Annotated in this window: 9 protein-coding genes; 6 read left to right on the top strand and 3 right to left on the bottom strand. The window is 64.3% G+C overall.

Going from position 1 to position 13,255, the window contains the following annotated elements:
* Positions 1-82: 82 nt before the first annotated feature.
* Complete coding sequence (locus BLR57_RS17900; RefSeq protein ID WP_089699912.1) at positions 83-967, top strand: fumarylacetoacetate hydrolase family protein; 885 nt, start codon at positions 83-85, stop codon at positions 965-967.
* A 172-nt stretch (positions 968-1,139) separates the two neighbouring features.
* Here the strand turns inward: BLR57_RS17900 and BLR57_RS17895 are convergent, their stop codons facing one another.
* Positions 1,140-3,470, bottom strand: a complete 2,331-nt coding sequence (locus BLR57_RS17895) for a glycoside hydrolase family 3 N-terminal domain-containing protein (protein ID WP_170830701.1) — start codon at positions 3,468-3,470, stop codon at positions 1,140-1,142.
* Positions 3,471-4,019: 549 nt separating this feature from the next.
* On the opposite strand from BLR57_RS17895, the gene BLR57_RS17890 reads away from it, so the two are divergent.
* Positions 4,020-4,991, top strand: coding sequence for an aldo/keto reductase (locus BLR57_RS17890; protein ID WP_089699910.1), 972 nt, complete (start codon positions 4,020-4,022; stop codon positions 4,989-4,991).
* A gap of 447 nt (positions 4,992-5,438) precedes the next feature.
* Here BLR57_RS17890 and BLR57_RS17885 read toward each other — a convergent pair whose 3' ends face one another.
* Positions 5,439-5,708, bottom strand: a complete 270-nt coding sequence (locus BLR57_RS17885) for a DUF7968 family protein (RefSeq protein WP_089700018.1) — start codon at positions 5,706-5,708, stop codon at positions 5,439-5,441.
* A gap of 160 nt (positions 5,709-5,868) precedes the next feature.
* Complete coding sequence (locus BLR57_RS17880) at positions 5,869-7,404, bottom strand: glycoside hydrolase family 43 protein (RefSeq protein WP_089699909.1); 1,536 nt, start codon at positions 7,402-7,404, stop codon at positions 5,869-5,871.
* Between the two features lie 113 nt (positions 7,405-7,517).
* Between BLR57_RS17880 and BLR57_RS17875 the strand changes: the two genes are divergently transcribed.
* From BLR57_RS17875 to BLR57_RS17860, 4 genes are all read left to right on the top strand, one after another.
* Positions 7,518-8,492, top strand: a complete 975-nt coding sequence (locus tag BLR57_RS17875; protein ID WP_089699907.1) for an endo-1,4-beta-xylanase — start codon at positions 7,518-7,520, stop codon at positions 8,490-8,492.
* A 156-nt stretch (positions 8,493-8,648) separates the two neighbouring features.
* On the top strand, positions 8,649-10,106 hold the full coding sequence (locus BLR57_RS17870; RefSeq protein ID WP_089699905.1) for a family 4 glycosyl hydrolase: 1,458 nt from the start codon (positions 8,649-8,651) through the stop codon (positions 10,104-10,106).
* A gap of 181 nt (positions 10,107-10,287) precedes the next feature.
* Positions 10,288-11,490 (top strand): glycoside hydrolase family 11 protein, encoded by a 1,203-nt coding sequence (locus BLR57_RS17865; protein ID WP_211603323.1) that lies wholly within the window; start codon positions 10,288-10,290, stop codon positions 11,488-11,490.
* Between the two features lie 519 nt (positions 11,491-12,009).
* Positions 12,010-13,125, top strand: coding sequence for a tyrosine-type recombinase/integrase (locus tag BLR57_RS17860; RefSeq protein ID WP_139173398.1), 1,116 nt, complete (start codon positions 12,010-12,012; stop codon positions 13,123-13,125).
* Positions 13,126-13,255: the final 130 nt, after the last annotated feature.

The following is a 13,255-nucleotide window of genomic DNA, read 5'->3' as shown; positions in this document are numbered from 1 at the left end:
TTCGTCGTGCGAGAGAACTTCCGGTTCCCATTTCGTCTGCGAGCGACGATACATTTTTAGTGGTCTATAGTCATCAACGAGTATGCGGTACTACAGACTTCCCGGCGGAGAGCATCGGTCGGAATCCGACTCACTCGTCGTCATCGACGACGAGGGTGACGCTTACGACTTGACGTCGACCTCCGAGGATCTCGGTTCGTTCACCGAACTCGCACGGGCGGCCAACGCTAGTAACCAGACAATCGACGCGATCGCCCGCGAGCGAATCCCCGAAGCGGACGAGCGCGACCTTGACGACGTCGAAGCCAACGCGCTTCGGCCCGTCGTCCCCGAAGAGGTGTGGGCCGCAGGGGTCACCTACCGCATCAGCGAGGAGGCCCGGAAGGCCGAGAGCGGCAAGCCCGAGGTCTACATCGACGTCTACGAGAGTGACCGCCCCGAACTGTTCCTGAAGGCGACGCCGTCGCGGACAGTCGGCACACACGACTCTATCGGCATCCGCGGTGACTCCAAGTGGGACGTGCCGGAACCCGAACTGGGCGTCGTCCTCCACCGTGGCGAGGTCGTCGGCTACACCGTCGGCAACGACGTGTCCAGCCGCGAGATCGAGGGCGAAAACCCGCTGTATCTCCCGCAGGCGAAGGTCTACGACCGCTGTTGTTCCGTCGGCCCCTGCGTCTCGACCCCCGAGTTCGTCGAAGACCCCCATGACCTCACGATGTCGCTCACCATCGAACGCGACGAAGAGGTCGTCTACGAGGACTCGACGTCCACGAGCGAGATGGCGACCTCCTGCGAGAAGTTGGTCGACTACCTCGGTCGTCACAACAACCTTCCCGAGACGGTCGTGCTGCTGACGGGTACGGCACTCGTCCCGCCGGAGACGTTCACGCTCGAAGAGGGCGACCGCGTCTCTATCGACATCGACAACATCGGCCGACTCGTCAACGACACGGTCGTCGTCTGATCGGATACTGCGCGTAACGGCCACCGACACGAACCGACGACAGAAACTGAGACGACCAAGCCACCCACACACAGCACCCCATCGCCGTCGACCTCAATCTCGACCCCGAACCCGACTCCCTCGAAAAAAGACCCGAATACCTCAAATCGGCCGAAAAACGGCCGAGTGACCCCTATTCGAGGGTCGTGACGTCCGTCTCGCTGAAGTACGTCCGACCGTTCGACGGCACTTCTTTCGTCTCTGTAACCGTGACCGACGCGGTCGACGTGATGTCGGCTGCCGAGTGACCGGTACGGAACTCGTAAGGACCTTCCTCGACCGCGAGGTTCATGTCCCGGTCGTGGTAGGCGAGTTGGTCGGCGGCGACCGTGAAGCTGACCTGCGTCGTCTCACCCGCGTCGAGGTGGACGCGCTCGAAGCCGACGAGCTCCTGGACCGGCCGCGCCTGGTCCGGGTTTTCCGCGTGAGCGTAGAGCTGGACCACGTCGTGACCGGCGCGGTCGCCGGTGTTCTCGACGGTCACCGTCGCCGTCACCGTGCCCGCGGGCGGCAGTTCCTCGGTCGACAGCGTGAGGTCGCCGTACTCGAACTCGGTGTAGGAGAGACCGTGGCCGAACGGGTAGAGCGGGTCGCTCTCGGTGTAGACGTACTCCTCGTTGGCCGTGTTGGGCTTGCGGTTGTAGTGGACAGGCAGCTGGCCGACGCTCCGCGGGATGGAGACGGGCAGATGGCCGCCGGGGTTGTGCTCGCCGAAGAGCACCGACGCGACGCCCTCGCCACCGCGCTCGCCGGGGAGCCACGCCTGCACGACGGCGGGGACCGACTCCGCGACGGACTCGATGGAGTGGGGCTTCCCACTGATGACGACGACGACGACTGGCGTGTCTGTCTCATCGAGCCGGTGGACCAGTTCCTCCTGGACGCCCGGCAGGCCGAGGTCGACCACGTCACAGCCCTCGCCGCTGGTGGCGACGCTCGGCATGTTGACGCGCTCTTTGTCGGAGTCCGAGAAGTCGACGGCCGAGCGGGCACCGACGAACGCGAGCGCGACGTCTGCGTCGCTTGCGGCGTCGGCCGCGGCGTCGAACCCGTCCGTCTCGGGGCCTGTCGTCGTACAGCCCTGCTCGTGGAGGACGTCGAAGCCGTACTCGTCGCCGCGTGCGGTGAGGGCGTCGAGCGGCGTCGTCGCCTCGAACTCGACCTCTTCCTCGGGGTAGTGGGCAGGGTAAGCGTAGTCGCCCATCAGCTCCTGTGCGTCGTCGGCTTTCGGGCCGACGACCGCGACGGAGTCGGTGTCGTCGCCGACGAGCGGCAGCAGGTCGTCCTCGTTCTTCAGGAGCGTCATCGACTCCTGCGCTGCGCGCGTGGTGAGGTCGCGTGCCTCGTCGGTGCCGAACGGCTCGGCGGCCGCCTCGGGGTCGACCGTCGAGTCGTCGAGCAGTCCCTTCTCGGCCTTCATGCGGAGGACGCGGCGGACCGATTCGTCCAGCGTCGCCTCCGAGAGTACGCCCGCCTCGACGGCGTCGACGAGATGCTCGCCGTAGCAGTCGGTGTACGGGAGTTCGACGTCGATTCCGGCCTCGACGGCCGCGACGCCGGCTTCCTGTTCGTCGGCGGCGACGCCGTGCTCGCTGCGGAGGAACTCGACGCTGTAGTAGTCGGAGACGACGGTGCCGTCGAAGCCCCATTCGCCGCGGAGCACGTCCGTCAGGAGCCACTCGTCGCTGGCACAGGGGATGCCGTCGATGTCGTGGTAGGCGTTCATGACCGACTCGGCGTCCGCCGTGCGGATCGCCGCTTCGAAGGGGAACATATGGGTCTCACGGAGTTCGCGGCGGCCGATGTTGACCGAACTGCGGTTCTTGCCGCCCTCGCCCGCGCTGTGGCCGACGAAGTGCTTCAGCGTCGCCGAGATGCCGTCGCCGTCACCCTGGAGACCGCCGACGTAGCCGCAGGCCATCGCCGCCACGAGATAGGAGTCCTCGCCGAACGTCTCCTCGACGCGCCCCCAGCGGAGGTCGCGTGCGACGTCGAGGACGGGCGAGAGCGCGTGGGCGGTGCCGATGGCTTCCAGCTGTTCGCGGATCGTCCCCGTGACAGACTCGAGGAGGTCGGGCGACCAGGTGCTCGCCATACCGATCATCTGGGGGAACGTCGTTCCTTCCGGTCCCATGTAGCCGCTGAGACACTCCTCGTGGGGTGTCGCGGGGATTCCGAGCCGCGTCTCCTCGCGGAGATACGTCTGGAGTTCGTTCGTGCGCTCGGCCGCCTCGCGCGGGGGAAGACTCCCCTCGCCGCCGATGCGTGTCAGGTGGCCGATGCCCTCGGAGAGATGTTCGTCGACCGCGTCCTCGTCGAGCGTGCCGTCGTCATGGAGAAGCTTCTCGGCGTTGACCGAGCCGAGCTGTGCCGCCTTCTCCGCGAGCGTCATCTGCTCGAGAAGGTCGTCGACGCGCCGTTCGGTGGCCGTTGCGTGGAGTCCACCGTCTGAACCAGTGTGCATCATCATTGTTCACTCAATCCCGTGTCTTAACCGTTCGGACTGGCCGACTTCGACGCCCCTCTGGACTTCTGATTCGAGACGATATTCGAATTCTTAAAGAGAGAACAGTGGGTTCTCGTTGAGAATGGCGGATGTGGCTGGTGTCGCGGAATCGAGATACGACAAAGCTGGGTACAGAGCTTCTTTGCACGTCGTTCGGTAGAATGAGTCTTGTTCTGAAAAAGAGAATCTACTGGTGGACAGGACAGAACGGACTGGACCCGGACTGTTGTGAATGGGTGACACACTACTCTCGTAAAACCATTACAAGACTAATACTGTAATGAATTTGGCCGATATGGAGACATTCGGTGGTGTGACGGAAGAGGATGGTGTCGTCGACTGTGAGGTGAACTGGAACGTGCCTGATTCTTCACGTTGCGGCGAATAATCTGTTCTCTATTTCAGAATAGTGTGAGAGACAAGACAGACGGTGTCGCACACGAGGTGCGGCCACAGAGCGGTTGCCGATTCACTGAATTATAACTGGCAGAACGTCAGCCATGACCCATGGAGTATACGACACTCGGATCCACCGGCATGGAAGTCAGCCGTCTCTGTCTCGGCTGTATGAGCTTCGGCAGTGGCAGCGACTGGATGCTCGACAGCGAGGAGGGTGCGGAGATCATCGAACGAGCCATCGACCTCGGCATCAACTTCTTCGATACGGCTAACGCGTACTCGAACGGCGAGAGCGAGGAGATTCTGGGCGACACGCTCGCGGGCTACGACCGCGACGAGCAGGTCGTCGCGACGAAAGTCCGGTTCGACCCGGGAACGGACCATCCGAACGCAGCCGGACTCTCGCGGAAGACCATCGAACAGGAGTTGGACAACTCCCTGGAGCGACTGGGCATGGACACGGTCGACCTCTATCAGATCCACCGCTGGGACGAGAAGACGCCCATCGAGCAGACGATTCGGGCACTGGACGACGCCGTCCGGCGGGGGAAGATCCGGTATCTCGGGGCGTCGTCGATGTGGGCCCACCAGTTCGCCGACGCGCTCCACACCGCCGACAACCTGAACGCAGAACAGTTCCAGACGATGCAGAACCACTACAACGTCGTCTACCGCGAGGAGGAACGCGAGATGAACCCGCTCTGTCGGAACGAGGGCGTCGGGCTGATCCCGTGGGGACCGCTCGCGCAGGGCTACCTCGCGCGTCCGCACGAAGAACTGTTCGAGACGACGCGTGGTGACCCCGACCAGAAACACAACCCGAACCCGGAGTATCGCCGAGCCGGTGGCACGGAGATCAACGAACGGGTGGCCGAACTCGCCGACGAGAAGGGCCTGACGATGGCACAGATCAGTATCGCCTGGCTCCTCCACAAGGATATCGTCGACGCGCCGATCATCGGGACGACGAGTATCGAGCATCTCGAAGCAGCGGTGGAGGCCGTCGACGTGACCTTGACCAGTTCGGAAATCGACTATCTCGAAGAGCCGTACGAGCCGGTCCCGGTCTTCGGACACTGACGGGTCCGAGTCGGGGCTGGTCGGGCGGTCGGTGAACGCCCGGTCAGTCTGCACCCCGCGGAACGAAATAGCCGCATTGGTCGCAGACGAACTCGCTGTCGCCGAACTCATCGTGTACGGTAAGCGTGTGGCTACACTCGGGGCAACGCATACAGGACGAACTGTTTACGACAGAGACTTAAGTTTAACTACGACAATCGTCGAACTCTCGTGGGTACCACACGACTGCGGCAACATTTTCACTAGCATCGTTTTTTATGTAGGTACAACTCAGAGGGTTAGATGGCCTAACACAGATGGCCACTCGTGTGAGTGTCTTCAGTCATTACACCCTTACACGGCGCCAGCGAGAGGGACCGTCTGTCCCCAGAGAGGCTCGTGAACACTCCTCTCGTGGCGCTTCTCGCGACGAAATCAGTCAGCTACGAGCGGCGGCTCGCTCCACAGTCAGTCGTCGCGTGGCTCGAAGATGAACCGCGTCTCGCTCGTGACGACGGCCGTCCCGACGACGTCTTCGACCCTGAGTGAGACGTCACGCGTCGTCCCACAGCCGCAGTTGACGAACTCCTCGAACTCGTCGCCGACGGTGACGGGACCGTCCCGTGTCCGCCGGAGATACGCACGGTACGACTCCGCGTCGAGTGCCGTCGCCGTTCTGTCGTCGGCCGGAGCGTACGAGAGAACGACCGTCTCCGCACCCTGTTCGCTCGCCGTCATCGGCCACGAGGCCGCCAGTGGTTCTGTCGTGTGCGTCCCATCGACCAAACGTTGTCCGTCAGAACTGATAAACTCGGGGGTGGACGTCTCGACACTCAACTGCTGGCGGTACCGCATCGGGAGCCGGACGGACCCCGGCGACCCGACGCTGTGACGTCCTCTACTCTTCTGCTGTTGGCTCGTAGGTGAAGTGGTCGAAGGAGGCGGGCGGCGTCGCGTCCTCACCTGTCGTCGCGTACGGTCCGACGTACACCCCGGTGAAGTCCCCGGTGACTTCGGTGGCGAGATATTTCGACGAGGCGGTGGCCGCTGCAACCGGGCTGTCGTCGTCTCCGTCGTGGTAGCTCAGGCGGTATTCGTCGGCCGTCGCGTCGACACGGAGCGAGTGTTCGGTGCCCTCGACCGGGGTCTCGACGACCGTCTCGGTCGCGTCGCCGATACGCAGTCGGACGACTGCGACCGTGCTCCCGTCCCGCTGGGTGACGCCGATCTCGTAGTGGTGGCGTTCGTCGGCGATGACGGTCAGCCCGGCTTCCGCACCCTCCGCCGGGTCGAACTTGAGGCGAGTGTCGACCTGACAGTCGAAGTGTGCTTGTCGACGGCCGACGAACGTCACGCCGTGGTCGTCGAGGCTCTCCGTCCGTCCGTAGAGGGTCAGGCTCCCCGGTCGGTCGGTCAACGAGTAGGCCGACTCGTCGGGGTTCCGACGGTATTCGAACGCACTGTCCAACGTCTCCCCGTCGAAGGTCGCTCGTGTCGCCCGTGCTGGCTCCGCCCGTTGCGGAGCGGTTCCCTCTCCGGGGAGCGAATCGACCGTCATCTGGAGTGTCACCAGCTCGTCATCGTTGACGACGGGCCAGCCGTCGACCCATTCGACGGGTGCGAGAAACGTCTCGCGGCCGAGCTGGTGCCAGCCGGGGTGGCCACCCTGCTGGCGGATGCCGAGGAAGATGATCCACCACGACCCGTTGGGCGCGCTGACCAAATCGCCGTGGCCTGTCGCTTTGATCGGCTGCATCGGATCGCCGCGGTGCGAGAGGATCGGGTTCGACGGACAGCTCTCGAACGGTCCCGTCGGGTCGTCGCTTCGGGCGGCGACGACCATGTGGTTGACGTGCGTCCCACCCTCGGCGGTGATCAGGTAGTAGGTCCCGTCGATCTCGTAGATGTGAGGTGCCTCGGCGAACGTGCCTTCGATACCGCGCCAGAGTTCGGACGGTTCGCCGACCTCGCCCGTTTCGAGGTCGACGGTCGCCTGCTTGACATTCGTCTCGGCGAGCGTTGGCCCGTCTGCGTACGAGAGATACGCGGTGTCGCCGTCGAAGAAGAGGTCGGGGTCGAAGCCGGGCGCGTCGAGCTGTATCGGTTCCGACCACTCGCCCGCAGGGTCATCCGCGGTGAGGAGGACGTTGCCCTGCCCGCCGACGTCCGTCGTCACGAGATAGAACGTCCCGTCGTGGTGTCGGAGTGTGGGCGCGTAGATACCGTTCGACGTCTCGGTCTCGCTGAGGTCGAGTTGGCTCTCGCGGTCGAAACAGTGGCCGATCTGCTCCCACGAGACCAGGTCGTCGCTGCGGTACAGTGCGACGCCGGGGAAGTATTCGAACGAACTCACTGCGAGATAGAACGTCGAGCCGACGCGACAGACGCTCGGGTCCGGATGCGTGCCTGGAAGGACAGGGTTCTGAAACTCCATGTCACGGAGTTTCACTGTCCGTTGGTAAAGATTTGGGTCGTTGCGTCGGCGTCGGCCGGAGCGCGTCACGAGTGGGCGTAGTTTTTTGGTCGTCTTCCGCACAGAACAGGACGATGTCGTCAGACAAGTCACTGAGACAGGCAGCTGATAGCCGTGAGTTCGATCTGGGTGTCGCCGTCGACCCGGACGCGCTCCGAAACGACGTGAGTTACCGTGCCCGCGTCCGCGACGAGTTCAACGCGGTGACGCCGGAGAACGCGCTGAAGATGGGACCGCTCCGTCCGACGCCGGACACGTACGACTTCGGCGACGCGGACGCCATCGTCAACTTCGCGCGGGCGAACGACATGGCGGTTCGCGGCCACACGTTGGTCTGGCACAACCAGACACCGACGTGGTTCCAGCCGTGGGACTACACGGACGACCAGCTCGCGGAGTTCCTCCGCGAGCACATCCAGACGGTCGCCGGGCGGTACCGACAGACGGTCGATGTCTGGGACGTCGTGAACGAGGCCGTCGACGACGACGGGACGATGCGCGACACGGTCTGGTACGAGGCGATGGGCGAGACGTATCTCGACCGCGCCTTCGAGTGGGCCCACGAGGTCGACCCCGAGGCAGACCTCTACTACAACGACTACGGGGCCGACGCGGTCAACGAGAAGTCCGACGCGATCTACGACCTGCTCGAACGGCTCCTCGACCGTGGGGTTCCTATCGACGGCGTCGGGCTCCAGCTCCACGCGCTCGGCGAGTGGCCCGACCCCGAGTCCATCGCGGAGAACATCCGACGGTTCCAGGCACTCGGACTCGACGTGCAGATCACCGAGATGGACGTCGCCTTCCCCGCCGGTGAGGCTCCCGAAGACGCCCTCGAGCAGCAGGCGGCGTTCTACCGCGACGTGGTCGAGGTCTGTCTCGACACCGGCGTCGACACGCTGGTGACGTGGGGCGTCGGCGACGCGAACTCGTGGATTCGGGGCTTCCGGGACTTCGCCGAGCGGTACACCGGCGACCCGCTCCTGTTCGACGACCGTAACCAGCCGAAACCGGCCTACCACGCCGTCAAAGACGCGCTCGACTCCTGAGCACCTGAGCGTCACCGCGCTCCGTTCGGGGTCGGCGACAGTGTCGCCGTGGCGGTCAGTGGACGTGAACGTGACCGACGGTGTCTCCGCGCCGTCCCCGGCGACCGTGTGACTCACCCTCATATATAAACCGCTCCTCCGTGATTCGCCGAGTAGATGACAGTCGATTCACTCGACTCCAGCGGACGCATCGACTCGGACGACCTCAGTATCGCGTACATCGGCGGCGGGAGCCGACAGTGGGCACCCGCGCTCATCCGCGATCTCGCGCTGGCCGACATCAGCGGCGACGTACGGCTCTACGACGTGAACGTCGAGAGTGCCGAGCGCAACGCTCGGTTCGGCAACTGGGTGCAACGGCAGGAGGAGGCCGTCGCGGAGTGGCACTACGAGGCGACCGACGCCATCGACGAGGCACTCGACGGGGCGGACGTGGTCATCCTGTCGACGCAGTTCGACCCGGCCGAGACGTTCGTCCACGACCTCGACATCCCGAAGGAGTACGGCATCTACGGGGCCGTCGCGGCGACCATCGGTCCCGGCGGCATCTTCCGAGCGATGCGGACCATCCCGCTGTACCGGGAGTTCGCGGCCGCAGTCCGTGAGCACTGCCCCGACGCGTGGGTCTTCAACTACACCAACCCCGTCACGTTTGTCACGCGGGCACTCTACGACGAGTATCCCGGCATCAACGCGCTGGGTCTCTGTCACGAAGTGTTGGGGACGCGTGACCGCCTCGCTCGTTACGCGCGCGAGGAGTTGGGGATGGACGCCAGCCGTGAGGACGTCTCGGTGAACGTCAAGGGGATCAACCACTTCACCTGGGTCGACGAGGTACAGTGCGACGGCGTCGACCTCTGGCCGTTGCTCGCCGACCTCGCTGACCGCGAGGAGGCGCGACGGACGTTCACCGCCGAGGACCTCGATGGCGAGAGCGTCTTTACCGACAACTGGCAGGTCACGTGGGAACTCTACCGGACGTTCGGGATACTGCCCGCGGCTGGCGACCGCCATCTCGTCGAGTACGCGACGTCGTTCCTGCGGGGTGGCAAGGAGACGCTCAACCGCTGGGGCGTCAAGCGGACCGGCAGCGACTACCGGGCCAAGCACTGGACGCCGGCGGAATCCGAGCAGACGACCGACGTCGAGGCGTGGATGAACGGCGAGCGGGAGTTCACGCTCGAATCCTCGAACGAGACGTTCATGGACATCCTCGCCGCGCTCACCGGCGACGGCCCGTTCGTCACCAACGTCAACCTCCCCAACGAGGGGCAGGTCGACGACCTCCAGCGCGACGCCGTCGTCGAGACGAACGCGGTCGTCCGCGAGGACGACGTCCAGCCCGTCGCGGCGGGCGGGTTCCCGCGACCCGTGCGGAGTATGATCCGCGGCCACATCGACACCCAAGAGACGGTCATCGAGGCGTCGCGCACGGGCGATCTCGACCACGCCTTCCGAGGATTCCGTATCGACCAGCAGGTCCGGACACTCCCGCCAGAGGCCTCGCGTGAGCTGTTCGCGGAACTCGTCCTCGCCGAGGAGCAGTATCTCGACGGCTGGAACCTCGACGAGTCCAGGATACTCCGCGAGTCGGAGGCGTATCCGACCGAGTAACCGAGCGGCACGAGTGACCGCCCGGGCGAGTTTCGCGCCGTGTAGCACTCGGAGTCGAAAGCATCCCGTTCGACATCCAAGGGGACTATTTATTATTGGTTCAGAGAGATAACAAAAGTAGGGTGTTCATAATATTTATTACGGATGGCTCGTATTGTTGGGTTGCAGGTGGATTGCTAGCATGCATGACGACACGGAGTCACGACGATCCGAGGAACGCACAGAAGCGGAGACACAGCGCGACGGCCGAGTCAGCCGACGCGGCTACATGAAGGCGGCGGCGACGACCGTCGCGGCCGGTCTCGGTCTCGGGGCCATGGCCTCCCCGGCTGCTGCGATCAGTACGAACCAGACGGGGACCGACGACGGCTACTTCTACTCCTTCTGGACCAACGCAGAGGGGACGGTCTCGATGACGTTGGGTGACGGCGGTAACTACAGCACCCAGTGGAGCGACACGGGCAACTTCGTCTGTGGCAAGGGCTGGAGCACCGGAGGGCGTCGACAGGTGGACTACTCCGCCTCGTTCAACCCCTCGGGGAACGCCTATCTCTGTCTCTACGGCTGGACAAGAGATCCGCTCGTCGAATACTACATCGTCGAGAACTGGGGCAGCTACCGACCCGACGGGGAGTTCATGGGTACTCACACCACCGACGGTGAGACCTACGACATCTACCGGACGGAGCGCGTCGAGAAGCCCTCTATCGAGGGGACGGCCACGTTCTACCAGTACTGGAGCGTCCGTCAGTCCAGGCGGTCCAGCGGGACCATCACCACCGGCAACCACTTCGACGCGTGGGCTGCAAACGGGATGAACATGGGGAACCACGACTACATGATCATGGCGACCGAGGGCTACCAGAGCAGCGGAAGCTCGAACGTCACCATCGGCACGACCGGCGGCGGTGGCGGCGGTGGCGGGTCGGGCGGCGACAGCGGCTCCTCGGGCTCCGTCGCCACCGGCACCTACCGCATCACCAACGTCAACAGCGGGAAATCCCTCGACGTCGCGAACGGCTCGACGTCGGACGGTGCCAACGTCCAGCAGTACTCCTACGGCGGCGGCTCGAACCAACAGTGGAACGTCGAGGAGACGAGCAGCGGCGTCTACCGCATCGAGAACGTCAACAGCGGGAAGTCCCTCGACGTCGCGAACTCGTCGACCGACGACGGCGCGAACGTCCAGCAGTACACCGACTACGGCAACGACAACCAGCGCTTCGAACTCCACGACCAGGGCAACGGCCAGTACCACATCCAGCCGGTCCACAGCGACAAGGCCGTCGAGGTGTCGAACTCCTCGACGTCGGACGGTGCCAACGTCCAGCAGTGGTCCTGGAGCGGTAACGGCAACCAGCTCTGGACGTTCGAGTCGGTCTGAGGAAACTTCCCGTAGCCGAGAACACGGTTCCGCCCTTCTTTTTCGACAGCTGATTCTGAGGTTCCGCGACGACTGTCGCCCCGTACACCTGCCGAGACGCCCGACACTCGCCGAGACGACGACTGCAAGCGTCTCAGCGACGCATCGGTCGGTGCCCGCGAGCGGACACCTGCACGAACACGCTCCAAAACGCCCGTAGCGGGCGCGACCCCGGAAGTGACGCTCGGCCGTCGGCGTTTCGCCACGCGACCACGGCCAAGACAGAATTCGATATAGCAGTATGCAATTTACAATAGCTGAAGCAACCCGAATACTCGCGCCATCAGTGGCGAGACGGCCACTCAGACCACTTCGGCCGAGTGGGACATCCACTCTGTTTTAGCCCAGTAAACGAGAGTAGATTTATGGGGGTCGCCGCTGTCGGTCGAGCCACACCGATGCATTCGCCACACTGCCCGGGTTCGAGGCCGAAAGAGGCGGCTCCAGTGAGAGACGCCCGTCGCTCGCGGGGTGTCGGCCGTGAGTGACGGCAAGGATGCCGTCCGCCGCGCTATCGACGCCTACGTCCGCTCGCTCGACTCGTCGTACTCGAAGCGGACGGCGCGGACGGCCGTGACGACGTGGGCCGACTGGGCCGCAGAGCGCGGGAGCCTGGACTTCGCAGTCCTCGACGATGACGACAGCGGGACGCGGACGATGCGACGGTACGCCCAGCGGCTGCGTCACCGCGCTGCCGACGGCCACATCGAAGCGACGACCGCCCACACGTACTTCGACTGGCTCTCGGGGTTTCTCTCGTGGTGCGTCCGCGACGGCCATCTCGGCCAGAACCCGGCACTCAAACAGCGGGCTCGCGAGGCACTACCCACGGACGACAGAGAGCGTACACAGCAGTTCTGGGACCCCGAGACGCGTGATCGCTTCCTCCAGTTCGTCGGGGAACGCGCCCGCGACGCCGTCGACGACCGCGGAACCGACGCGCTCGTCGAATGTCGGGACCGGGCGTTCGTCTCGCTTCTGGCCTTTAGCGGCGTGCGCGGGGCCGAGGTACTCCGGGCATCCGGTGACAGTCGCGAGGGACGACAGGGGCTGCGGTGGAAACGCGTCGATCTCGACCGTGGTGTGCTTACGGTCTACGGGAAGTCCGGCGAGTGGGAACGGACGCCGCTTCCGTCGCAGGCGCGGTCCGCCGTCCGCCGATACCGCGAGCTGCTCGACCCGCCGAGCGACGAGTGGCCCGTCTTCCCCACCGAGCACGCACCCTCGAAGTACCGTGCCGCCCGAGAAGGACTCCAGGAGAACGGGCTTGAGGACGACGAAATCGAGTCACTCCTCGGTGAGCGGGACGTCGACGGCGTTCTCACCGAGTATGGTATCGATCCTCCAGCAGTGACTGTCGACGGGATGCGAAAGCGCGTCCGGACGCTCTGCGAGGAGGCCGACATCGACATTGACGGCGAGTATCTGAAGCTCCACGCCGCCCGCCGCGGCATCGGCGACGTGGTCTTCCGGAAGGACCGCGGTGCTGCACAGGATCTCCTCCGCCACCGAAGCCAACAGACGACGCGCGATGCCTACTCCCACATCGAAGCCGAGGAACGCGCCGACCACGTCAGCGAGCTTATCGACGAGTGAACCATCGTCACTCTGATTGCACATCTCTTCGCACCTACTATTGAGTATAACTCATTAGTGTAACTAGTATAACCGCAAGACGAAAACGTGGCAAATGTAGTTCTCTGATTAGAATCCTAGACTAGCTCTC

This window comes from Halogranum gelatinilyticum, from assembly GCF_900103715.1.
GTDB lineage: Archaea > Halobacteriota > Halobacteria > Halobacteriales > Haloferacaceae > Halogranum > Halogranum gelatinilyticum.
This window is presented reverse-complemented; position numbering and strand designations above follow the sequence as displayed.